Annotated in this window: 27 protein-coding genes; 15 read left to right on the top strand and 12 right to left on the bottom strand. The window is 53.1% G+C overall.

The window, feature by feature from the left end:
• The first annotated feature begins 58 nt into the window (after positions 1-58).
• Positions 59-355: a c-type cytochrome gene (locus AB1763_10335; GenBank protein ID MEW5833222.1), complete on the top strand. Its 297-nt coding sequence runs from the start codon at positions 59-61 to the stop codon at positions 353-355.
• Between the two features lie 92 nt (positions 356-447).
• Here the strand turns inward: AB1763_10335 and ccoS are convergent, their stop codons facing one another.
• Genes ccoS through trpS form a run of 6 tightly spaced genes read right to left on the bottom strand, consistent with a single transcriptional unit; the run spans position 448 to position 5,610 of the window.
• Positions 448-666: a cbb3-type cytochrome oxidase assembly protein CcoS gene (ccoS, locus tag AB1763_10330; protein ID MEW5833221.1), complete on the bottom strand. Its 219-nt coding sequence runs from the start codon at positions 664-666 to the stop codon at positions 448-450.
• A 9-nt stretch (positions 667-675) separates the two neighbouring features.
• On the bottom strand, positions 676-3,069 hold the full coding sequence (locus AB1763_10325; protein ID MEW5833220.1) for a heavy metal translocating P-type ATPase: 2,394 nt from the start codon (positions 3,067-3,069) through the stop codon (positions 676-678).
• Positions 3,062-3,544: an asparaginase domain-containing protein gene (locus AB1763_10320; GenBank protein MEW5833219.1), complete on the bottom strand. Its 483-nt coding sequence runs from the start codon at positions 3,542-3,544 to the stop codon at positions 3,062-3,064. Before AB1763_10320 ends, AB1763_10325 begins: the two co-directional genes overlap by 8 nt.
• Positions 3,541-4,044 carry a D-glycero-beta-D-manno-heptose 1,7-bisphosphate 7-phosphatase gene (gene gmhB / locus AB1763_10315; protein MEW5833218.1) on the bottom strand — a complete coding sequence of 168 codons (504 nt, stop codon included), beginning with the start codon at positions 4,042-4,044 and terminating at the stop codon, positions 3,541-3,543. Before gmhB ends, AB1763_10320 begins: the two co-directional genes overlap by 4 nt.
• Positions 4,045-4,632, bottom strand: coding sequence for a D-sedoheptulose 7-phosphate isomerase (gene gmhA, locus AB1763_10310; protein ID MEW5833217.1), 588 nt, complete (start codon positions 4,630-4,632; stop codon positions 4,045-4,047). It abuts the gene before it with no gap.
• A gap of 12 nt (positions 4,633-4,644) precedes the next feature.
• A complete protein-coding gene (trpS, locus tag AB1763_10305; protein ID MEW5833216.1) occupies positions 4,645-5,610 on the bottom strand; it encodes a tryptophan--tRNA ligase in 966 nt (321 codons plus the stop codon).
• A 105-nt stretch (positions 5,611-5,715) separates the two neighbouring features.
• Between trpS and raiA the strand changes: the two genes are divergently transcribed.
• The 3 genes from raiA (at position 5,716) to hemJ (ending at position 6,990) form a co-directional block, all read left to right on the top strand.
• Complete coding sequence (gene raiA, locus AB1763_10300) at positions 5,716-6,048, top strand: ribosome-associated translation inhibitor RaiA (GenBank protein ID MEW5833215.1); 333 nt, start codon at positions 5,716-5,718, stop codon at positions 6,046-6,048.
• A 5-nt stretch (positions 6,049-6,053) separates the two neighbouring features.
• Positions 6,054-6,485 (top strand): thioredoxin TrxC, encoded by a 432-nt coding sequence (gene trxC, locus AB1763_10295; GenBank protein MEW5833214.1) that lies wholly within the window; start codon positions 6,054-6,056, stop codon positions 6,483-6,485.
• Positions 6,486-6,546: 61 nt separating this feature from the next.
• The gene (gene hemJ / locus AB1763_10290; protein ID MEW5833213.1) at positions 6,547-6,990 is read left to right on the top strand and encodes a protoporphyrinogen oxidase HemJ; all 444 of its coding nucleotides are present in this window, start codon (positions 6,547-6,549) and stop codon (positions 6,988-6,990) included.
• Between the two features lie 101 nt (positions 6,991-7,091).
• Here the strand turns inward: hemJ and tnpA are convergent, their stop codons facing one another.
• Positions 7,092-7,526, bottom strand: a complete 435-nt coding sequence (gene tnpA / locus AB1763_10285) for an IS200/IS605 family transposase (protein MEW5833212.1) — start codon at positions 7,524-7,526, stop codon at positions 7,092-7,094.
• Positions 7,527-7,606: 80 nt separating this feature from the next.
• Here tnpA and AB1763_10280 point away from each other — a divergent pair, with 80 nt between their 5' ends.
• Positions 7,607-8,758 carry a transposase gene (locus AB1763_10280; protein ID MEW5833211.1) on the top strand — a complete coding sequence of 384 codons (1,152 nt, stop codon included), beginning with the start codon at positions 7,607-7,609 and terminating at the stop codon, positions 8,756-8,758.
• 42 nt (positions 8,759-8,800) lie between these two features.
• Here AB1763_10280 and der read toward each other — a convergent pair whose 3' ends face one another.
• Entirely contained in the window at positions 8,801-10,276 is a 1,476-nt protein-coding gene (gene der, locus AB1763_10275) for a ribosome biogenesis GTPase Der (GenBank protein ID MEW5833210.1), read from the bottom strand.
• Positions 10,277-10,347: 71 nt separating this feature from the next.
• Between der and AB1763_10270 the strand changes: the two genes are divergently transcribed.
• The 9 genes from AB1763_10270 to AB1763_10230 all read left to right on the top strand — a co-directional run bounded on the left by AB1763_10270 (position 10,348) and on the right by AB1763_10230 (position 15,967).
• Entirely contained in the window at positions 10,348-10,806 is a 459-nt protein-coding gene (locus AB1763_10270; GenBank protein ID MEW5833209.1) for a phosphoribosyltransferase family protein, read from the top strand.
• Between the two features lie 52 nt (positions 10,807-10,858).
• Positions 10,859-12,016: a methionine adenosyltransferase gene (gene metK / locus AB1763_10265; GenBank protein MEW5833208.1), complete on the top strand. Its 1,158-nt coding sequence runs from the start codon at positions 10,859-10,861 to the stop codon at positions 12,014-12,016.
• Positions 12,017-12,129: 113 nt separating this feature from the next.
• Positions 12,130-12,414, top strand: coding sequence for a 4Fe-4S dicluster domain-containing protein (locus AB1763_10260; protein MEW5833207.1), 285 nt, complete (start codon positions 12,130-12,132; stop codon positions 12,412-12,414).
• A 130-nt stretch (positions 12,415-12,544) separates the two neighbouring features.
• Entirely contained in the window at positions 12,545-12,958 is a 414-nt protein-coding gene (gene ndk, locus AB1763_10255) for a nucleoside-diphosphate kinase (protein MEW5833206.1), read from the top strand.
• Positions 12,959-12,961: 3 nt separating this feature from the next.
• A complete protein-coding gene (locus AB1763_10250; GenBank protein MEW5833205.1) occupies positions 12,962-13,333 on the top strand; it encodes a YceD family protein in 372 nt (123 codons plus the stop codon).
• A 45-nt stretch (positions 13,334-13,378) separates the two neighbouring features.
• Positions 13,379-13,528 carry a 50S ribosomal protein L32 gene (rpmF, locus tag AB1763_10245; GenBank protein ID MEW5833204.1) on the top strand — a complete coding sequence of 50 codons (150 nt, stop codon included), beginning with the start codon at positions 13,379-13,381 and terminating at the stop codon, positions 13,526-13,528.
• Positions 13,529-13,531: 3 nt separating this feature from the next.
• Entirely contained in the window at positions 13,532-14,521 is a 990-nt protein-coding gene (gene plsX, locus AB1763_10240; protein MEW5833203.1) for a phosphate acyltransferase PlsX, read from the top strand.
• Between the two features lie 26 nt (positions 14,522-14,547).
• Complete coding sequence (locus AB1763_10235; GenBank protein MEW5833202.1) at positions 14,548-15,546, top strand: beta-ketoacyl-ACP synthase III; 999 nt, start codon at positions 14,548-14,550, stop codon at positions 15,544-15,546.
• Positions 15,547-15,589: 43 nt separating this feature from the next.
• Positions 15,590-15,967 (top strand): HIT family protein, encoded by a 378-nt coding sequence (locus AB1763_10230; GenBank protein ID MEW5833201.1) that lies wholly within the window; start codon positions 15,590-15,592, stop codon positions 15,965-15,967.
• On the opposite strand, the gene AB1763_10225 is transcribed toward AB1763_10230, so the two are convergent.
• Positions 15,964-17,526 (bottom strand): DEAD/DEAH box helicase, encoded by a 1,563-nt coding sequence (locus tag AB1763_10225; GenBank protein ID MEW5833200.1) that lies wholly within the window; start codon positions 17,524-17,526, stop codon positions 15,964-15,966. The genes AB1763_10230 and AB1763_10225 overlap by 4 nt on opposite strands.
• Before the next feature lie 382 nt (positions 17,527-17,908).
• Between AB1763_10225 and AB1763_10220 the strand changes: the two genes are divergently transcribed.
• Positions 17,909-18,112 carry a hypothetical protein gene (locus AB1763_10220; protein MEW5833199.1) on the top strand — a complete coding sequence of 68 codons (204 nt, stop codon included), beginning with the start codon at positions 17,909-17,911 and terminating at the stop codon, positions 18,110-18,112.
• Between the two features lie 16 nt (positions 18,113-18,128).
• Here AB1763_10220 and AB1763_10215 read toward each other — a convergent pair whose 3' ends face one another.
• From AB1763_10215 to hemB, 3 genes are read right to left on the bottom strand one after another with little or no spacing between them, the layout of a single operon-like run.
• The gene (locus AB1763_10215) at positions 18,129-19,319 is read right to left on the bottom strand and encodes a hypothetical protein (GenBank protein ID MEW5833198.1); all 1,191 of its coding nucleotides are present in this window, start codon (positions 19,317-19,319) and stop codon (positions 18,129-18,131) included.
• A gap of 10 nt (positions 19,320-19,329) precedes the next feature.
• Complete coding sequence (gene argF / locus AB1763_10210; protein MEW5833197.1) at positions 19,330-20,250, bottom strand: ornithine carbamoyltransferase; 921 nt, start codon at positions 20,248-20,250, stop codon at positions 19,330-19,332.
• Positions 20,251-20,296: 46 nt separating this feature from the next.
• Positions 20,297-21,262, bottom strand: coding sequence for a porphobilinogen synthase (gene hemB, locus AB1763_10205; protein MEW5833196.1), 966 nt, complete (start codon positions 21,260-21,262; stop codon positions 20,297-20,299).
• Positions 21,263-21,330: the final 68 nt, after the last annotated feature.

Genomic DNA, 21,330 nt, shown 5'->3' with positions numbered 1-21,330 from the left:
GAGTGATTTAAGATTCATAGGAATATAATAGCGCTCAAATTTTTTATGGAGAAATGAAATGAAAAAAATTGCTCTTGCAATGTTGTTCGCCGGTGTGTCTTTGATGGCTGCTGACGGTAAAGCTCTTGCCGGTAAATGTGCTGCCTGTCACGGTGCTTCTTTCGAGAAAGCCGCTCTGGGTAAATCTGCGATCGTTAAAGGTCAGTCTGCTGCCGCTATCGAAAAATCTCTTCACGGTTACAAAGCCGGTACTCTGAACAAAAACGGTATGGGTGCCCTGATGAAAGGTCAAGTTGCTTCTATGTCCGATGCTGACATCAAAGCGCTTGCTTCTTACATCGCAGGAATCAAATAATTCCGCTCTCGCCGCCTCCGGCGGTGAGTCTTTCTTCTCTTTTCCCCTTTTGTAAAATCCGACCTTTTTTCGCCATTTGATCCGAACGCTCTTTATTCGGGACGATACTCTTTCTTTTGCAGTTCCTCGCGTTTGCGCTGCTGATTGGCCGCATCGTTGAGTTCTCCCTCATCGTCGTAAAGAACCTGGTTCATCATCTTTTTCTCATCGTCGAACTGACCGTTTTTGATGCCCCACAAAAAAGCCCCCAACGCAACGGCACCCAATACCAGCGATGCTCCGAGCATCATTGCTATAACCCAACTGTCCATGAATATCTCCTATTTGTAGAGCCATCGTACCCGCATCGAGTTCCCGACGACGAGCAGCGAGCTAAACGACATTGAAATCGCCGCGATCAGGGGAATCACGTACCCTGCCATCGCAAGCGGGATGGTGATCGAATTGTACACCAGTGAAATCCCGAGGTTTTGTTTGATCAGCCGGTAGGTGCGACGGCTGATCGCGTGTGCTTCGGCCAATGATGCGAGCGAATCGTTCAGCAGTACGACGTCGCTCACCTCGATCGCGATGTCGCTGCCGCTGCCCATCGCGATCCCGATATCGGCATTGGCCAGCGCGAGCAGGTCGTTGACGCCGTCCCCGGCCATCACGACGACGTGTCCTGTTGCATGCTCACGGGCGATAAAATCGGCTTTTTCCTGCGGGGTCAAATGGGCATACACCTCATCGATCCCCACTTCGGCCGCAACCCGACGCGCCGAGGCTTCGTGGTCTCCGGTGAGCATGATTACCCGAAGTCCCGCTTTTTTGAGTGATTCGACCGATTCGGCCGCTCTTTCTTTCGGGAGATCGCGCAGTTCGAACACGGCGACGAGGCGGTTGTTCACCGCGTAGTAAAAGAGGCTCTTATCGCTGTGCGAATCGATTTCGATCCCCGCTTCGCTCATGAGCAGCGCATTCCCGCCGGCAACCATCATCCCGCCGCTGCGCGCGACGATCCCGCGTGCGGGGATCTCGCGGATCTCTTCGAATGCGGGAAGTGCGCCGAGGGTTTCGGTCCTCTCGAGGTATTCGGCGATCCCCCGGCTGATGGGATGCTTGGACGCCGAAACCAGCGCATACAGCAGCGACCGTTCAAAACTCTCATGCACGGTCGCGTAAACGACTTCGGGACGTCCCTGGGTAATCGTTCCGGTTTTATCCAGGACCACCGTATCGGCGTGGGCCATCGTTTCGATCATCGAAGCCGATTTGAACAGAATCCCCCGTTTCGCTCCCAAAGAAAGCCCCACCAGGGTTGCAACGGGCGTTGCCAGTGCCAGTGCGCACGGGCAGGCGATGATAATAACCGAGATCCCTACCATCAATGCGCGGTCGAACGTATGGGGCCAGAAATACCAGCTCCAGAACGTAGCGATCGCCAAGAACAATATCGTCGACGAAAAGTGCTGGGAGAGACGGTTGGCGAGCTGCTCGATCCGCGGCTTGTTGCTCATCGCGTTTTCGAGGAGATTGACCAGGTTTGAGAGGGTCGAATGGGCAAAATCTTTTGTCGCGCGGTAGGTCAAGAGGGCATCGATGCTCGTCGTCCCGCTGATAATCGAGGAGCCCGGACGCTTGAACACGGGATCGGATTCGCCGGTCAGGCTGCTCTCGTCGAAATTCCCCTCACCGTGAACCACCTCGCCGTCAATCGCCGCTTTTTCTCCCGTGCGGATCCGGATCAAGTCGCCGATTTTGACCTCATTGACGTTCACCTCCCGGACGCTGTCCCCCTCCACGACGCTTACTTCGCGCGGGATATGCCTGCCGATGACGTCGAGGGTATCGGCGGCGTTTTTACGGCTCAGCACTTCGAGAAATTTCCCGAACAAGACAAACGTGATAATCATCGATACTGAATCGAAATAGGCTTCCCCGCTTTCGGTAAGGGTGATATAAATGGAATACAGATACGCCAGGCTCGATCCGGTCACGACGAGCAGGTCCATGTTGACCGCTTTGTTTTTGAGCCCGTAGTAGGCGCCGCGGTAAAAAACCCATCCGCTGTAAAAGAGCACGGGGGTCGCGAGAAACCACTCGGCAACGTTGAGGATGGTTTTGATCTCCTGGGTAATCCCGGTAAAATAGCCTGCATACTGGGCGATTGCGACCCACATCATATTCATCGTCGCAAACGTCGCGACCGCCATCCGGAGATAATAGTCTTTGCGCTCCTTGTTGGCGCGCTCTTCCTGCAGCGTCGCATCGTAAGGGAACGCGTTGTACCCGATCGCCCGGATCATGTCGATGATCGAGGAGAGCTTAACGCTCCCCGCGTCCCAGGTGATGCGGGCTTTATTGTTGGTATAGTTGATGTGGGCTTCAACAACCCCGTCCATTTTGTGGAGCGCTTTTTCGTTGAGCCAGACGCACGCGGCGCAGTGGATCCCCTCGATGATCAGCGATACCTGGCTGAACCCCTCTTTGGTCCGCGTGATGAAACGCTCGGCGAATGCGGGGGTGTCGAAATTGGTGCTGGCTTCGAACTGCTCGGTGGGGGGGGAGAGGGTCGTATCCCCCATTTTGGCGTAAAAGCTGTCCAGCCCTTCGTCCTTGAGAAGATGGAAAATCCCCTGGCATCCCTTGCAACAAAAACGGTATTCGCCGTCATGGATCATCACGTTGTCGCCAAACTCCAGGTGACAGTGGTCGCATTTGACTTTAGACATGTTCGAATTTCCCCACTTCCCGATTTTTCACGACCGTATCGTACGTTCCGCAGACCCCCTGCATCACGATGTAGACCCCCGCCTCGGCATTGCGGGCATAGCCCAGTGCCATCGCCAGGTTTGCCGTCGCTTCGATCGTATCGATCCAAAAAGGGACCATGGCTCCGGTAAAAACGACCGTTTTGTCCAGCTTCAGCGTTGCGACAGCCGAGGCGCTTTGATCCATCGTATCGGTCCCGTGGACCACAACGATCCGATCGGCCTGATCCGAAGCGATCCGCTCGCACAACAGCGAGCGGTCCGCATCGTCCATCTCCAGCGAATCTTTATAAATCGCCCCTTTGATCTCCACAGCTTCGGCAAAAGTAGCTACAACCGCTTCGATCGCGGTGTTGTCGTGCGGTACGAAAAGTTCCCCTTTGAGAGGATCATAGCGCTTGTTGAACGTTCCGCCGGTATTGTAGATCGCTATCACAGCAATTCCCTGAGTGAGCGGATGATTCGATCCGCTTCGGATTTTTCCGCCGTTTCGGAGAGGAGGATATTCGTCCCCACCCCCGCCCGTTTTGCCGCCGTGATATCACGTTCGTTGTCGCCGATCATCACCGAAGCGGCCATATCGATACCGTATCGGCGCTGTGCGTCAAGAAACATCCCCGGACTCGGCTTGCGGCAATCACAATGGCCGCTGATCTCCTCGTGATGGGGGCAATAAAAAATATCGGTGATATCGACCCCCATAGAAGCAAAATGCCCTTTCATCCACTCGCTGAGACGATGAAAATCTTCGTCGGTGTAATAACCGCGCGCAATACCCGATTGGTTCGTGACGATGATGATCCGGTACCCCTTTTGCTGGTACGCGCGGCACACCTCGACGATCCCTTCGAGCAGTTCGAAATCCTCGATTTTATGAAGGTAGTTCTTTTCGACGTTGACGACGCCGTCACGATCGAGGAAAAGGGCTTTGACCACTTACGCTACTCCGCCGCCGAACATCTCTTTTTCGATAATGTCGCAAATCATGTGCTCGATCAGCAGGTGCGATTCCTGGATACGCGGCGTCGCGTTGGAGGGGATCACGATCGCGAAGTCGGCCATCGCGGCCATTTTTCCGCCGTCGCGTCCGACCAGCGCCACGGTGGTTACGCCGCGTTGTTTGGCCGATTCAAATGCGTTGATGACGTTTTGGGAATTCCCCGACGTCGAAATCCCGATAAAAAGGTCCCCCTCCTGGGCCAACCCTTCAAGCTGACGGGAGAAAACGTACTCGTAGCCGTAATCGTTTCCGATCGCGGTAAGGTTAGAACTGTCCGTCGTCAGGGCAATCGAGGGGAGCGAGGGGCGGTCGAAACCGTAACGTCCGACGAGTTCGGCGGCAAAATGCTGCGCGTCGGCGGCCGAACCGCCGTTGCCCGCGATCAGAATCTTTTTGCCGTTTTTATACACGTCGACGCAGGCCTGAGCCACCGAAACCAAACGCTCCACCAGCTCATCGTTTTCCAAAATCGCCTGTTTGGTCGCCGCCGAGTCGGCGATTTGCTTGATAATATAATTTTTCATTGCTTTTTCCTTTTAATAACGGATACCCGTAACGCTACGGATTTTTTCGATCGTTTCGGCGGCGACCGCGCTCGCTTTGGCCGCTCCCATTTTCAGTATATCGCGCACTTCGTCCTGATGGGCCTCATAATAGGCCCTTCGTTCACGGTAAGGACGGAAATACTCCCAGATGACGTCATGGGCGTAGAGTTTGAAGTGGCCATGCCCCTCTCCCCCCGCTTTGTAACGGTTTTGAAGGGCAAGACGTTCTTCGTAGTCGAGGAAGAGTTTGGCAATATTGTAGACGTTGCAGTTTTCAAATTCTTTGGGCTCTTCCATCGGAACGGGTTCGGTCACGATCTTTTTGATGATCTTCGACTGCACTTTCTCTTCGGAGAAAATGGGGATGGTATTACCGTAGCTTTTGGACATCTTCTGTCCGTCGATACCCGGAACGGTCGCAACGTTCTCGTCCACCTTGAATTCGGGAAGGACGAAAATCTCGCCGTACTCGTTGTTGAATTTCAGCGCGATGTCGCGGGCGATCTCGACGTGCTGGATCTGGTCTTTCCCGACCGGAACCACCTGCGAATTAAACAGCAAAATATCGGCCGCCATCAAAACGGGATACGAAAAGAGGCTGTGGTTGGACGCGATCCCTTTGGCGACTTTGTCCTTGTAGCTGTGAGCCCGCTCAAGCAGTCCCATCGGAGTGAAAGAGGAGAGAACCCAATAGAGTTCAAGGACCTCTTTGACATCCGACTGGACCCAGAAGGTACTTTTCTGCGGGTCCATCCCCAGTGCGAGGAAATCGGTGGCCGCCTGCATCGTCAGCCGTGCCAGACGTTCTCCGTCCCCCAGACTCGTCATTGCATGGTAATTGGCGATGAACGCAAACACCTCATTGTCTTTTTGAGATTCGACCATCGGCTTGATGGAGCCGAAATAATTTCCGATGTGCAGATCACCGGAGGGCTGGATACCTGTTAAAACACGCACGTAAAACTCCTTGAATAGGGACAATTTTACCCAACGACGCCTTAAGCTTCGTCTTAAGATTATCTATGTTATATTTTTTGGAGTTCAACGAAAAAAGGATTGACCATGAACGTACAAATTCGCTCCAAAGAGATCAAACTTACCCAACATCTGAACGATCATATTGCCGCCGCCATTGAAAATTTCAAACGCTATCATCTTGATATCACGACCGTCAACGTGATGATCTCCAAAGAGAAAAAAGGGGTCGGCGTCGAGTTCGACATCCACATCGCCCATGCGCAGCCCGTCGTGATCAGCGATACGGACGAAGACCTCGATACCGCGATCGATATGGCGATCGAGCGGGCCAACAAAGCGCTCCGCCGCCTTCACGACAAAGTCAAAGACCATCACACTTCCTCCATCCGGGATATGGAAGTGGCCGAAACCGAGTAATCCCGATGGCGAAGATCAATGTGGTTTGCCCCCATTGCGGGGGCGTCAACGCGATCCCCGTTAAAGAGAGTTACGCGAAAGCCGCATGCGGGCACTGCAAAGCGTCGTTGCTCGACACCAAACCTCTCAGCGTCGATGCGGCATCCTTCGATCGGCTCCTCATCAATGACGAACGGCTCATCGTCGCCGATTTCTGGGCACCGTGGTGCGGCCCCTGCCGGAGCATGGCCCCCTCTTTCGAAGAAGCGGCCCGTGCCTTCGCACTCAAAGCGCAGTTTGTCAAAATCAACACCGAAGAGCAGCAGCATCTGGGAGCCCGCTTCGGCATCCGCTCGATCCCTACCGTCATCGCTTTCAAAAACAACCGCATCGTCGACCAGTTCAGCGGCGCCCGCAGCGCGGCTGAAATCATCCAATGGGTACGGCGCCATCTCTAAGAGGCGTCGTTAACCATTTTTGGCTATCCTTCCTAACTTTCTTTATTCGAGGACACCACACATGTACAACTGGGTTTTATGGTTTCACATCATCTCGATGGTCTCCTGGTTTGCGGTACTCTTTTACCTGCCGCGTCTGTTTGTCTACCATGCCGAAAACGGAACCAACAACGGCTTCGTCGAAGTGGTCGAAGTGATGGAGATGAAAATCTACCGCTACATCGGCGTCCCCGCTTTCTGGGCGACGTTTCTCTCGGGAATCGCGTTGATCGCGATGTCCACGAGCCAGTACGGGGTCAATGTATTCGGTATGGGGGGGTGGATGCACGCCAAAGCGGTGCTTGTGGTACTGCTCATCGCCTATTTCTTTTCGCTCGGACGGATGCGCCTGCGTCTCAAAGAGAACACCGCCTACAAAAGCGGGAAGTTTTTCCGGATGTATAACGAAGTGCCGACAATTCTGCTGATCCTCATCGTCGCCCTCGTGATCGTCAAACCGTTTTAATCTTTTCTTCAAGCCCCTTGCTTTTCAGAACGGCAAGGGGCATCTGAATTACCGAAGTTAGAGCGTAAAGCCACCTCATTCGATGGGGTGGATATAAGCGATCAATCAGGAGTATCTTGCTGCTGAATATCCCCTTCGGGGACGAGAACCTTTTCAAGGTATTGTTTCACGATAGAGAGCGGCGCACCGCCGACACTTCCCGCAAAGTAACTCCTACTCCATAATGCCAACTTCCCCCAATACCGTTTCTTGATGTCAGGCATATCCCGTCGAATCAGCCGGCTCGATCTTCCCTTGAGATTGTTGACGATGGCGGCAATCGACCACTTCGGAGGATAGAGGATAAGGAGGTGAATGTGATTGTCTTCCCCGTCAAACTCTTCGAGCGTTCCTCCCATCTCTTCCATCGTCTCTTTGAATACCTCTCTGAGGTGTTCGATATGGTCCCCTTTGATAACCTTGTACCGATACTTCGTAACGAACACCAAATGAGCATGGAGAAGATGGGTTGCGTGTCGGCTTTTCCGGACTTCCATGGGATACACACCTTTAATATCTTGACATGTAACCTACAATCGGCATAATATCAATATGCAAACCATATAAAGGAGAGGCGATGTTAAAAGCAGTAAAAGTCCGTTTGTATCCATCAAACGAACAATGTTCCATCATCGCCGATCAGATAGATGCGGCACGGTATGTGTATAACCGATCTCTCGCTTTGCGAAAGTTTGCCTATACCAAGTTCGGCATTAAAGTCGGGAAGTTTGACTTGCAAAAACGGGTCGTAACCCTCAAAGATAGAGAAAAAACTGCTTGGCTTAAAAAAGCCGATTCCCAAGTGCTGCAACAATCGATCTCCAATATGGATAAAGCATATCAGCATTTTTTCAAAGGTGGCGGATATCCAAAGTTTAAATCCAAACATCACAGCTGCCAGAGTATTCAATACCCACAGCGGGTTAAAATTGAAAACTCTAAGATCTACCTTCCCAAAGTGGGATGGGTCAAATGTAAAGGTCTTCGTGAGGATGTCGTCGGCAAGATCAAGACTGTCACGGTATCACGCGAAGCCAATCTCTATCACGCTGCCATCTTGCTTGATGATGGCGTGAATACCCTTCCGGTATGCACTTCAACCGAAGCAATCGGTATCGACGTAGGTGTATCACTGGTCGCGGCGGACAGCAACGGCGGTCAGATCAAACCTCTTGATCTTGTACGTGAACTTACAAAACTTCGCCTCAGAGCGCAGCAGCTTTCACGCAAGAGCAAAGGTTCAAAGAACCGTGCGAAAGCCAAATCACGTTTGGCCAAACAGAATCTCCGTATCGCGAATATGCGTAAGGATTTTCTGCATAAACTCTCACTGCAATACGCCGAGAACCAAGGCATTGTAGTGGTAGAGGATTTGAAAATCAAGAACATGACCAAATCGGCCAAGGGAACGGAAGAGAAGCCCGGCAAGAACGTCAAACAAAAACAGGGATTAAACCGATCGATCACTCAACAATCGTGGGGGCTGTTTTTCGAACTGCTTGAATACAAAGTAATTGCACGGGGTGGACGGTTCATCAAGGTCGATCCTCAGCATACGAGCCAAACGTGCAACGTATGCGGTCATGTCTCCAAAGAGAATCGATTGAAACAAGAGAAGTTTGTATGTAAAGCTTGCGGCCATAAAGACAACGCAGATGTCAATGCCGCCAAAAACATACGAGACCGTGGGATACACGGCTCCAATGCTTCCCATCAAACAGCTGCCTAAGAGCTGTGGAGGAAGAATCCACCTCGCTTGCGAGGTGGAGTATCAATTCTTCGGTCTGCGCTTCTGATTCTTCGCCTTCGCTTTAAACAACACCGGCGTCCCTTCAAAATCGAACAACTCACGAAACTGGTTGGTCAAATAGCGGCGGTAGCTGAAATGGAGCCCCTGCGGTTTGTTCATCACCAGCGCGATACGCGGCGGTCGGATATCGTACTGCGTCCCGTAGTAAAGGCGGATCGTCTGCCCGTTGATGCTGGGGATCGGGTGCTTGCGCTGCGCCATCTCGAGCACTTCGTTGATCCGGGCGGTCGGAATGCGCTGCGAATAATTGTCGTTGATTTTCAGCAGCATCTCGAAAATCTTGTGAACCCGCTGTTTGGTCAACGCCGAAATCGTGATGATGGGGGCGTAGCTGAGAAACTTGAAACGGTCGCGGACTTCGGCGATGATCTTGTCGTAGTCCTCTTTGGGGGCGAGATCCCACTTGTTGAGAACGATCAGACATGCCAGCCGGTTTTTGTCGACGAAACCGGCGATCTTTTCATCCAGATCCTTGAACGGCTCGGAGGCATCAAGCACCAACAAGGCAATATCAGCCGCATCGAGCATCTCTTCGGTCCGCATCAGGGCATATTTCTCGATCCCCAGAATTTTTCCCCTCTTGCGGATACCGGCGGTATCGACGAACGTAATCGTTTTTCCTTCGTATTCCATCTCTTCGTCGATCGGGTCGATCGTCGTCCCGGCAACCGAGCTGACAACCGAACGGTCTTCTCCGAGCAGGGCGTTGAGCAGGGAGCTTTTCCCGACGTTGACGCGGCCGATGATCGCAACTTTCATCCGGTTGAGTTCGCTATCGTCGATTTCGCGCATCGGTTCGTCGATGACGAACACTTCCGATTCGTCGCCCTCGTCCTCTTCGTCCTCATCCTCGTAATCGAATTCCTCATCCTCGTCCTCAAACCCGTCGACAAACGCATCAAACGCATCCATTTCGTCGGGTTCGGCGGAGGGAATCACGATCATGTCGCTTTCGGGAAGCTGTGCGGCGATCCACGCAAGAAGCGCGTTGATGTGGCGGTTATGGGCGACGGAGATCCCGAAAATCCGGTCGGTGCCGAATTCGTAGTACTCCCACAGTTTCTCCTGCATCTTGTCGTTATCGATCTTGTTGACGACGAGAGCGACCGATTTACCCATCGATTCGAGTTCGTAGAACAGCTTTTTGTCTTCTTCCTCGGGGAGGCTTTTACCGTCGACCATGAACAGGATAATGTCGGCCTCATGTGCGGCTTTAAGGGATTTTTCCTTGATTTTTTCGTAGAGTTCGCACCCCTCGTCGAGTCCTCCGGTATCCAGGATCTCGACCTCTTTGTCGAGAATGACGGCGGGACGTTTTTTAACGTCGCGGGTCGTTCCGGCCATTTCGGATGTGATGGCGTCACGCTGTTTGAGGAGCCGGTTGAAGAGCGAGCTTTTGCCGACGTTCGGACGGCCGATAATGGCTAGTTTTTTCAATAGGGAAACCTTTTGGCAAAGTTGTAAGTTTTTTATTATAGCGCAGAACCCCTTATGCTATGATGTCATCCATGATCTACTACAGCTACGAAGACTTCAAACGTGATGTCCCCGCACTGATCGCGCAGATGGGAGCGTTTCGTCCCGATACGGTCCTGGCGATCGCGCGCGGCGGCGTGACGCTGGGGCACGCGCTGACCATGGCGCTCGACATCCGCAATCTCCAGTGCATCCGCGTCGAGAGCTACGACGGTACGCATCACCGAGAGGAAGTGACGGTCAAAACCCTCTGCGATCTCTCCGATTCGCACCGGGTTTTGATCGTGGACGACATCGTCGACAGCGGCCAGACCCTCTCGTCACTCCTGCCGATGCTTTCCCGGCGCTATCCGGGTATCGAATTTCGCAGCGCGTCACTGTTCTACAAACCGACCGCATCCGCCCGTCCCGATTACACCCTCCACGAAGCACGCGACTGGATCGATTTTTTCTGGGAAAGCGATTTTGTTTTAAAAACCGTTTCGGTATAATCGCCTCCATCTACCCCTTCTTTATATTTTGACGACATCAAGGATTTTTTTTATGCCGAAAGAATACATTTTTACCTCCGAATCGGTCACCGAGGGGCATCCGGACAAGATGGCCGACCAAATCAGCGACGCGATCCTCGATTACATCATCGCCGAAGACCCCAAAGCGCGTGTCGCGTGCGAAACGCTGGTTTCCAACGGTTTTTGCGTCATCGCCGGAGAACTCAAAACATCCGCCTACGCCCCGATGCAGGAGATTGCCCGCCAAATCGTCCGTGAAATCGGCTACACCGATGCGACCTACGGTTTCGACTACCGTTCCGCCGCCGTCTTGAACGGTGTGGGTGAACAATCCCCCGACATCAACCAGGGGGTCGACCAGGAAAGCGGAGAGATCGGCGCGGGAGACCAGGGGCTGATGTTCGGCTACGCGTGCCGCGAGACCGACGTCCTCATGCCGCTGCCGATCCACCTCGCCCACCGGATTACAGAACGTCTGGCAAAAGTTCGCAAGGAGGGTATCCTCCCCTACCTCCGCCCCGACGGCAAGGCACAGGTAAGCGTCCGCTACGTCGACGACAAGCCCGTTGCCGTTGAAACGGTGGTCGTATCGACCCAGCACGCCCCCGAAATTTCGCAGGAAAAACTCCGCGCCGACGTCATATCCGAAGTGATCCGACACGTCATCCCCGAAGAGCTGCTCTCCCCCGAGATCGTCTACCACATCAATCCGACGGGCAAATTCGTCATCGGCGGACCGCAGGGGGATGCGGGGCTGACGGGACGCAAAATCATCGTTGATACCTACGGCGGGAGCTGCCCCCACGGCGGCGGCGCGTTCAGCGGGAAAGACCCGACCAAGGTGGACCGTTCGGCCGCCTATGCGGCCCGGTACGTCGCCAAAAACCTTGTCGCTTCAGGGGCGTGCGACCGCGCGACGATTCAGGTCGCTTACGCGATCGGCGTCGTCAAACCCGTCTCGGTCATGGTCAACACCCACGGAACGGCCAGAGTCGAAGAGAGCAACATCGAAGCCTGCGTCAACGAACTTTTCGATCTAACCCCGCGCGGCATCATAGAGTCACTCGACCTGCTCCGCCCGATCTATCGCCAGAGTGCCGCATACGGCCATTTCGGACGCGAACTTCCCGATTTTACATGGGAAAAAACCGACAAGGTGGATGCCATCCGCTCCTATCTGGGGCTCTGAAACGGCCCTCCGTAACACTCTTTCTGCAAACCTTTTTAAACCCCCCTCTTTTTAGGTGGGTTTAAAATTCTTCTGTTATAGTTTCCCCATAACAATCAACCAAGGAGAATCCTATGGCAGTAGTCATTAATGATACCTGTATTAACTGCGGCGCTTGCATCGACGAGTGTCCGGTAGAAGCGATCGTAGACGAGGACGATAACCCAACGGGTGAAGACATCTACTACGTATACGCTGACAAATGTGTCGAGTGTGTAGGTCACCACGACGAACCCGCCTGTGCGACTGCCTGCCCCACTGAAGGTTGTATCACTTGGGACGAAATCGGTGCGAGCCCTGCTCACCGCGACGACATCACCGCAGAAATGCGCGCGAACAAAGCAAACGTCGTCAACTAATACGACAAAAGAGGGAAGGTTTCACCCTTCCCTCTTTCTCCTTTTCCCATTCCTTTCATCTTTAATCTTACTTAAATTATTGTTCCGCTATAATCCCACTCTATTTTTTACACATAAAACAGGAGCATTGATGGAACAAACGTTGTCAATCATCAAGCCTGACGCCGTTGCAAAAGGTGTCATCGGTAAAATCTTGGACCGTTTCGAAAGCAACGGACTGCGGATTGCAGCCACCAAAAAAGTACAGTTGAGCCGTCAGGACGCCGAAGCGTTCTACGCCGTTCACAAAGCGCGCCCGTTCTTCAACGACCTGGTTGATTTCATGGTCAGCGGTCCGGTAGTCGTTTCCGTCCTCGAAGGAGAAAACGCGGTTCTCAAAAACCGTGACCTCATGGGCGCTACCAACCCTAAAGAAGCCGCGCCCGGTACAATCCGCGCCGATTTCGCCGAAAACATTGATGCCAATGCCGTTCACGGCAGCGATTCTCTTGAGAACGCCGCGATCGAAATCGCGTTTTTCTTCTCGGGCCGCGAAATCAGCTAAACCATGTTGATACCGTTTAGACGCCTGGGCGCCGTACCTGTCGATTTTGAGCTAAATCGTGACAACGCCCGTTTTTCAGGAGAAATATTCCTGAAAAAAAGTAATCTTGCGCAATTAAACGGTACAATTACGGGGAGTATTTCAATCCCGTGCGACATCTGCGCCGAGCCGATTGAAACGCCTCTGAACGAAGAGGTGAGTTTTTACCTCTCCGATGGCATTTACAAAGGAAACGAGGAAGAGTTCGACGTCGTGGAAATCGATACGGCGACCATCGATATGGACGAACTCTTCCGTTCGGAAATCGAACTGATCCGCAGCGATTATTATTGCTGTTCCAATTGCGAAGGCAAAACGTTGGACGCAGAGTTCTGACGCGCCCCGCATCAAAAAATTTAATCCAAACAGAAAGGACTAACGATGGCAGTACCTAAAAGAAGAGTGAGTCACACTCGCGCCGCGAAACGCAGAACTCACTACAAAATCACTCTTGCACGTCCGGTCAAAGACAAAGACGGCACCTACAAATTGCCTCACTATGTCAACCCGACAACCGGTGAGTACAAATAATCGATGATTAGAATTGCAATTGATGCAATGGGAGGGGACTTCGGTCCCGAACCGATTGTCAAAGGGACCCTTGAAGCGCTCAAGGAGAAAAAGTTTGAACCCATTCTGGTTGGGAAAAAAGATGAGATTTTATCTTTATTACCCAAGGGCTATAAAGATAAAATTTTAATCGTCGAAGCGGACGATGTCATCGACATGAGCGATGCGGCCACCGATGCGCTGAAACGAAAAGAGAGCTCGATCTACAAAGCGATCGAACTGGTACGCGAGGGGAAAGCCGACGGCGTTGTGAGCGCCGGTCACAGCGGTGCGACGATGTCGCTGGCGACCCTGCGTCTGGGGCGTCTCAAACACGTCCTGCGCCCTGCACTGGTCACGCTCATGCCGACGAAAAACGGCCAGCGCAGTGTCATGCTTGATGTCGGAGCAAACGTCGACTGCAAGGCCGAACACCTTTTCCAGTTCGGTATCATGGGCTATTACTACGCACAGGACATGCTTGGACTCGCCCATCCGCGCGTCGGCCTTCTCGCCAATGGCGAAGAGAGTTCCAAAGGGAACGAAGTGACCAAAGAGACCTTCGGGATGCTTCAAAACGAAAAAGGGTTCATCGGCAACGTCGAAGGAAACAACATTTTCGACGGTTCCTGCGACGTCATCGTCTGCGACGGCTTTATCGGGAATCTCGTCCTCAAAGCTTCCGAAGGGGTTGCCTCTACGATCAGCTTTTTTATCAAAGAGTACATCCGCAAATCGCCGGTAGCGATCACGGGTGCGCTTTTGATGCGTAAAGTGTTCAAGCTCCTTAAAAAAGAGATCGACTACGCCGAAATCGGCGGAGCCCCGCTGATCGGTATCAAAGGGTGCGCCATCGTCAGCCACGGCAAAAGCAATCCCAAAGCGATCAAAAACGCAATATTTCAGGCGATCCGTTACGTAAACACCGGCGTCAACGAACATATCGAAAAACGGCTCGAAGAGCTTAAAAGCTGACTTCGATTCCTCTCAAAGGTTAACCCATGTACGCAGCATTTCGATCGATCGGAGCATACGTCCCCTCCAAAGTCCTGACCAACAGCGATCTGGAGACGATGGTCGATACCACCGACGAGTGGATTACCAAACGGACCGGGATCAAGGAACGTCACATCGCCGCCGAAGGCGAAACGACCAGCGACATGGGCGTCAAAGCGGCCGAGCTGGCCATCGAGCGTGCCGGCATCGATAAAAGCACCATCGACATGGTTGTGTGCGCCACGATCTCTCCCGATTATTTCTGTATGCCCTCGACCGCTACCCTGATCACTTCGAAACTGGGACTTGCGAAAGTCACCGCGTTCGATATTTCCGCTGCCTGCACCGGATTTGTCTACGCCCTTTCCGTCGCCAAAGCATTCATTGAATCGGGTATGAAGAAAAATGTCCTTATCGTCGGTGCGGAGCGCCTGAGCGCCATCACCGACTATACCGACCGGGGGACCTGTATCCTGTTCGGCGACGGTGCGGGAGCCGCCATAATCAGCGCAACGGACAACAAGGAAGAAGCGATTATCGACATCCATACCGGCGCGGATGGCGATTATGCCGATCTTCTGATGACTCCCAACGGCGGTAGCGGATCGGCGCACGACGAACTTGACCGCGAAGCGGCAGGATGCTTCATGAAAATGAAAGGGAACGAAACCTTTAAAGTCGCCGTCCGCACCCTCACCAGCGACGTTGTTGAGATCCTCAAGCAAAACGGTATCGAATCGTCCTCCATCAAACATTTCGTTCCCCATCAGGCCAACTACCGTATCATCAAAGCCGTCGGCGATGCGCTGGAACTCTCCGACGATCAGGTCGTCCTCACCGTTGCCAAATACGGCAATACCTCAGGCGCATCGATCCCGATGGCTATCAACGACATCTACGAGTCCGGTCGCCTTCAAAACGGCGAACTGATGCTCCTCGATGCCTTCGGCGGCGGTCTGACATGGGGAAGCGCCCTCGTCCCGTTTGCCGGAAAGGGCAAATAAGAACCCTTTTGCTACAATAGGCGACTTCATTTCAAGGTCGCCGATGCTCTACTCCGATTCGCTCATTTCCATCGAACTTCACGAAAGTTCCGTCCCCTGGCTCAAGATTTTCACCCAAACGCCGCGTAAAGAGTTTTCCGAATGTACCGCCGAGGAAAAAAAAGCGATATGGGACGCCCTTGACCGCATCGAAAAAGCGATGCTGGCCTATTTCATCCCCGACAAAATCAACATCGCGTCGTTCGGAAACATGCTTCCGCGCGTTCATTGGCACATCATGGCCCGATTTCGGAACGACGATTATTTTCCCGAACCGATGTGGGGAGTGAAACAAAGAGAGGGATTTGTGCTTCCGGCCCCGATGGAGCCGTTTTTGGAGCGTCTGAAAGAGGAGTTCTCCGGCCGTAGGGCCGCTGATTAATATTTAGGCTTGTTTGAACGGTTGGCGCCGCCGAAGCTGCGTGAACGTTCGCCGCGCTCGCCGCCTCTGTCGCCGCCGCGATCACCACGGTCGCCACGATCACGGTCACCGCGGTATCCGCCGCTACGATGATTGCTACGGTTGCGGTTAAATCCGCCGCCGCGACGGTTTCCGCCGCGATCACCGCCGCGACGCTCAAGGTTGTGAAGAATTTTCTCCAAGCGCTCCGCCGCAATACCGATCTGATTCGGGCCGTGCACTTTGTTTTGTTCCATGAGGACCGAAATAAGCTTGTACGCGATCTGCTCCATATCATAATCTTCTTTGAGCTTATCGAGCACTTTGTGCGCTTCGTCGTAGATATGCTGTTTCTCGATTTCGGAGAGAAGACGGCTGACCTGGGCTTCTTTGACGTCATGTTTGCTCGGAATGTAGGCGTGTTCCATCGTTGTACCGACTTTGGCCCGGATACGCTGGAGCTCTTTAAACTCAAGCGGGGTTACCAGAGTGATGGCTACCCCTTTTTTACCCGCGCGTCCCGTCCGGCCGATACGGTGAACGTAACTTTCAGGGTCGAAGGGAATATGGTAGTTGAAAACGTGGGTAACGCCGTCGATGTGAAGACCCCGCGCCGCCACGTCGGTTGCGATCAGGACGTCAACCGCATCGGTTTTGAGCCCTTTGATGACGCTTTCACGCTGGCGCTGCTCCATATCGCCGTGAAGCCCCTTGGCCGAATACCCGACTGCGGAGAGGACATTGCTGAGGCGGTCAACCTCTTTTTTAGTGCGGCAGAATACAACCGTTTTTTGCGCGTCTTCGGCATCCATCAAACGGATAATCGCATCGTCGCGCTCAGATTCTTCGATGACGTAATACTGCTGCGTAATGTCGGTATTGGTCGTCTCTTCTTTAGTGATTGAGGCAAAAAACGGGTTCACCAGGATACGCTCGGCCAGCTGCTTGATCGGAGCCGGCATCGTCGCCGAAAAAAGAAGCGTCTGACGCTCGGTCGGCAAAAAGGTGAAAATTTCGTTGATATCGTCCAAAAAGCCCATATCGAGCATTTCGTCGGCTTCATCGAGAATAACCGTCGAGGGGGCAAACCCTTTGAGCATGTCGCGGCTGAGCATGTCCAAAAGACGTCCCGGAGTCGCGATGATAACCTGCGCTCCGCGCTCGATCAGATCGATCTGGCGGTTGTACGAACTGCCGCCGTAGATGGTGACAGTGCGCACGCCCAGGTGACGTCCGAATTTGTAGATCTCGTCGCTGACCTGGTTGGCCAGTTCGCGCGTCGGGGTGATGATAAGGGTTTCGATCCCCCCTTTAAGATGCATTTTGTTGAGGGTAGGAAGGCCGAAAGCCGCCGTTTTCCCTGTACCGGTATGGGCCTGCCCGACAACGTCGCGCCCTTCCATGATGACCGGGATGACCATCGACTGGATGGGGCTTGGCTGGGTAAATCCCGCATATTTGATACTCTGCATGATTTCGGAACGGAGACCGAAATCGTCGAATGTCTGGACATTTTCCGTGTTGTTTACTGTGTTACTCATAATACTGCCTTTTGTTTACGCCATGCCCTCATACAGAAGAACCCTGTTTCCGCCTCGGCGAAAATATTTCTTCAAAAGCCCATGTTGCTACACTGTGCGGCTGCGGCGCTGTATTGCCCCTGCGGGGCGCTAAATTTTCAGAGATTCATCTCTACCATGGAAGGTACCTTGGAAAAACTTCACGCGGTGAAGGTTTGCAAAGGTACCCAAAAATTTGAGCGAATTGTACCTAATCAGAACATAAGTTCTCCTGACAAAGCGGTGTTAACAAAAGCTAAAGTTAACCTTTAGTTTCGAATCGTTTATAATTTGTCCGATTTTTTATAATCTTTTCGAACTATACTTCCAAAAAATCAGAACACTACGCAAGGAGAATTTTTTAATGTTTACCGTGAAAGTCGAAAAAGAGTGCGGCTGTTTCAAACGCAGCGGCATGGAGAACAGCAAAACATTTACCAACAAAGACGACGCGATGATCGAAGCCCGCGAATGGGCCGCCGAAATGAACGAAACGTTTTGCCAGAAACACAACTTTTCCGTTGTCGAAGAGGGCAACGATCTCATTATCAAAGTCGAAATGAACTAAAAGGCGGCTCCGCCTTTTAGAGCTTCAACACCTTTTTTTGAATCACCGCTTTTCGCGACCAGATCGGATCTTTAAGCCCCAGCATCTTTCGCACCTCCTCATTCACCAGCCGATACGAAACGCTTACCGCCACCTGATCCGCCCCCTTGAGTATGCCGAACGTAAAGCTTTTTGAACCGTATGCCGGAACGGAAACGTTTTCAAGCGTTTTGGCCGCAAGATGCGGCACGGTCGGCTTGCCCCGCTTGTTCAGGAACCGGGAGGTAAGCGAACGGGTTTGGGATCCCATCCCCTTGCCTTTTCGGAAATACGCCACTTCGATCAGAATTTCCCGTGCGCCGAACCCTCCGGGAAGCGGATGGGGGTTGGGATTGTTCAATGTCACTTCCAGTCCGCCCGAAGCGCGTTTGAGACTCACCGCAAGTGCGTCTTTCCACATCGTTTCGGTATGGGCACCGATGAATCCGTGGGAACGGATCTGCCGTTTGTGCGGTTTGCCCTGCGCGTCGCGCAACGTTGCGGCCACCCCCTCTTTACGCGGCCCCATATGGCAGTCGACGCAGAATTTGTCCCCTTTTTTATACTCCGACTCCATGTCGGTAAAACGATGTCCCTCTTCGGAAGTATCGTTCGCATGGCACACAAAACACAGACGATCGGGATTACGGTCCATGAAATCACGGTGCTCGACGCGGTGGTAGGGGGATTTGGCGTCGGCATACGGTCCGCTCATGGTCCCGCTTTTCATCCAGCTCACACGGTGGATTCCCCGCTTGGTATCGGGAAGGGCATCATGGATCTGATCGATGTTGTGGCAGACGACGCAATTGATCCCCTCGGCGATCGCATCGCTTTGGGTCGCACAGGCGGCCGCCGTATTTCGGTCAAGGTTCAGGGAAGCGATCGCCTCGTATTCGGCATTGGTGGAGGTGACGGATATACGGGGATTGTGACATGCGGCGCATTCGATTTTGATCGAATTGAGCGATTTTCCGCTCTGTTTGCGGGCGACGTAATCGATCGTTTTTCGGAAGTATTCGTCGTTGGCATAATGGGATTTGGCATGCCAGGAGCTTTCCCACTCTTTGACAATATGGCTGTGACACGCTTTGCATTTACCGGAATCTTTAAATTTCTCGCCCACGGCTACCGCCTGGGCACCTTGAAGAGTGAAGACCGCTACGGCTACGCAAAGCAACCAGCGCATATTATCCCCTTTAACGATGTTTATCGAGCCAGACCATCAATCCTTTCTGCGCATGGAGACGGTTTTCCGCCTCTTCGAAGATAAGACTCTGTTCTCCTTCAAGGACGTTCTCGCTCACTTCGACCCCGCGGTAGGCGGGAAGGCAGTGGAGGAAAATCGCCTCTTTGTCGGCAAGCCCCATCAGCGCCTCGTCGACAATGTAGCCTTCGAACGCGCGGAGCCTCTGGGCTTTTTCTTCTTCCTGACCCATCGAGATCCATGTATCCGTCGTCACGACGGTAGCCCCTTTGACCGCCTCTTTGGGATCGTTGCTGATCGAAATTTTCGCCCCGCTTTGTTTGGCAAACTCCATCGCATCGGCGATGATGGCCGGATCGCACTCGTACCCCTTGGGGGTTGCGACGCGGAGTTCGAACCCGAGTTTGGAAGCGAGCATCAGCCACGAGTGGGTCATGTTGTTGCCGTCACCGACGTAGGCGACGATCGGATTTTTGTCTTTTCCGCATTCCATCATCGTCATGTAATCGGCGAGGAGCTGTACCGGATGATAGCTGTCGCTGAGGCCGTTGATGACGGGAACTTTCGAATAGCGCGAAAACTCTTCGAGCTTGCTTTGTTCATAGGTACGGATCATCACCATGTCGCACATCGAGGAGATGACCCGGGCGGTATCTTTGACCGGTTCGCCGCGTCCGAGATGGATATCGCGGTTGGAGAGAAACAACGCATGACCGCCGAGCTGGTACATCCCGACTTCAAAACTCACGCGGGTACGCGTCGAACTCTTTTCGAAGATCATGGCGAGCGTCTGGTTGGCGAGGCGGGGGACGAAGTTTCTGGCTTTCACCTCTTTTTTAATCTGTACTCCCAGGTCGAGAATCTCGAGGATCTCTTCTTTGGTGTAGTCTTTTAGCGTTAAAAAATGTCTCACGTCTATCCTTCGATACAAAAAACAATCATATCATAAATAAAATACATTAACTCAAAAGTGTGGCGACTTCTTTAGCATGGTAGCTGATGATGATGTCGGCCCCCGCACGTTTGAATCCGACCATCGTCTCCATCATGACCCGGTTATAATCGATCAGTCCGGCGTTGCCGGCGTGTTTGAGCATCGCGTATTCGCCGCTGACGTTGTACACCGCCAGCGGAAGCGAGGAGGCTTCGCGGATGTCGCGGATGACGTCGAGATAGGCCAGGGCGGGTTTGACCATCAAGATATCGGCCCCCTGCGCTTCGTCGGCGAGGCTTTCGCGGATCGCCTCGCGGCGGTTGGCGGGATCCATCTGGTACGTCGAACGGTCCCCGAAGCTGGGGGTCGATTCGGCGACGTCGCGGAAAGGGCCGTAATAGCCGCTGGCGAACTTGGTCGAATAGCTCATGATGGGAAGATTGACATACCCCCCATCATCCAGCGCGTCGCGCAGAGTGGTGATGATGCCGTCCATCATCCCCGAAGGGGCGATCATATCCGCCCCGGCGCGGGCGTGTACCAGCGCCTGCTGTCCCGAAATCGAGAGGGTCGCGTCGTTATCCACCGTCTCGTGAACGTGGTCGAGAATCCCGCAGTGGCCGTGGTCGGTGTATTCGCAAAAGCACAGGTCGGTAACGACGAACATCTTCGGATACGCTTTTTTGATCGCGCGCACGGCGGTGGCGATAATCCCGTGGTCGCACAGCGCGTCGCTTCCGACGGAATCTTTCACCTCGGGAATCCCGAAGAGGATGATCGAGTGAATTCCCAGCGACTGCAGCAGCCCGCACTCTTTTAAAATCTCGTCCAGCGACATCTGGTAAACGCCCGGCATCGACGAAACCTCGGTTTTGATCCCTTCCCCCGGACGGACAAACAGCGGATAGATGAAATCATCGACGCTTACATGGGTTTCGCGGACCAGTGACCGCAGGCGGGAATTAAGCCGTGTACGGCGAAAACGCTCCATAAAAATGCTCCAGTGTAAATCTAAGTGGGTAAGTGTATCGATACTTAGATTAAGAAAAGGAAATTATA

It is taken from the genome of Campylobacterota bacterium, assembly GCA_040752835.1.
Classification (GTDB): Bacteria; Campylobacterota; Campylobacteria; order Campylobacterales; family Sulfurimonadaceae; genus Sulfuricurvum.
The sequence above is the reverse complement of the archived record's forward strand: the minus strand, read 5'-3'. Positions and strand labels throughout refer to the sequence as shown.

What these genes read in the sequence shown, in the direction of transcription:
- AB1763_10335 (MEW5833222.1), top strand. Translation starts at nt 59, where the DNA reads ATGAAAAAAATTGCTCTTGCAATGTTGTTCGCCGGTGTGTCTTTGATG.
- ccoS (MEW5833221.1), bottom strand. Translation starts at nt 666, where the DNA reads ATGGACAGTTGGGTTATAGCAATGATGCTCGGAGCATCGCTGGTATTG.
- AB1763_10325 (MEW5833220.1), bottom strand. Translation starts at nt 3,069, where the DNA reads ATGTCTAAAGTCAAATGCGACCACTGTCACCTGGAGTTTGGCGACAAC.
- gmhA (MEW5833217.1), bottom strand. Translation starts at nt 4,632, where the DNA reads ATGAAAAATTATATTATCAAGCAAATCGCCGACTCGGCGGCGACCAAA.
- raiA (MEW5833215.1), top strand. Translation starts at nt 5,716, where the DNA reads ATGAACGTACAAATTCGCTCCAAAGAGATCAAACTTACCCAACATCTG.
- trxC (MEW5833214.1), top strand. Translation starts at nt 6,054, where the DNA reads ATGGCGAAGATCAATGTGGTTTGCCCCCATTGCGGGGGCGTCAACGCG.
- hemJ (MEW5833213.1), top strand. Translation starts at nt 6,547, where the DNA reads ATGTACAACTGGGTTTTATGGTTTCACATCATCTCGATGGTCTCCTGG.
- tnpA (MEW5833212.1), bottom strand. Translation starts at nt 7,526, where the DNA reads ATGGAAGTCCGGAAAAGCCGACACGCAACCCATCTTCTCCATGCTCAT.
- AB1763_10280 (MEW5833211.1), top strand. Translation starts at nt 7,607, where the DNA reads ATGTTAAAAGCAGTAAAAGTCCGTTTGTATCCATCAAACGAACAATGT.
- AB1763_10270 (MEW5833209.1), top strand. Translation starts at nt 10,348, where the DNA reads ATGATCTACTACAGCTACGAAGACTTCAAACGTGATGTCCCCGCACTG.
- metK (MEW5833208.1), top strand. Translation starts at nt 10,859, where the DNA reads ATGCCGAAAGAATACATTTTTACCTCCGAATCGGTCACCGAGGGGCAT.
- AB1763_10260 (MEW5833207.1), top strand. Translation starts at nt 12,130, where the DNA reads ATGGCAGTAGTCATTAATGATACCTGTATTAACTGCGGCGCTTGCATC.
- ndk (MEW5833206.1), top strand. Translation starts at nt 12,545, where the DNA reads ATGGAACAAACGTTGTCAATCATCAAGCCTGACGCCGTTGCAAAAGGT.
- AB1763_10250 (MEW5833205.1), top strand. Translation starts at nt 12,962, where the DNA reads ATGTTGATACCGTTTAGACGCCTGGGCGCCGTACCTGTCGATTTTGAG.
- rpmF (MEW5833204.1), top strand. Translation starts at nt 13,379, where the DNA reads ATGGCAGTACCTAAAAGAAGAGTGAGTCACACTCGCGCCGCGAAACGC.
- plsX (MEW5833203.1), top strand. Translation starts at nt 13,532, where the DNA reads ATGATTAGAATTGCAATTGATGCAATGGGAGGGGACTTCGGTCCCGAA.
- AB1763_10235 (MEW5833202.1), top strand. Translation starts at nt 14,548, where the DNA reads ATGTACGCAGCATTTCGATCGATCGGAGCATACGTCCCCTCCAAAGTC.
- AB1763_10230 (MEW5833201.1), top strand. Translation starts at nt 15,590, where the DNA reads ATGCTCTACTCCGATTCGCTCATTTCCATCGAACTTCACGAAAGTTCC.
- AB1763_10225 (MEW5833200.1), bottom strand. Translation starts at nt 17,526, where the DNA reads ATGAGTAACACAGTAAACAACACGGAAAATGTCCAGACATTCGACGAT.
- AB1763_10220 (MEW5833199.1), top strand. Translation starts at nt 17,909, where the DNA reads ATGTTTACCGTGAAAGTCGAAAAAGAGTGCGGCTGTTTCAAACGCAGC.
- AB1763_10215 (MEW5833198.1), bottom strand. Translation starts at nt 19,319, where the DNA reads ATGCGCTGGTTGCTTTGCGTAGCCGTAGCGGTCTTCACTCTTCAAGGT.
- hemB (MEW5833196.1), bottom strand. Translation starts at nt 21,262, where the DNA reads ATGGAGCGTTTTCGCCGTACACGGCTTAATTCCCGCCTGCGGTCACTG.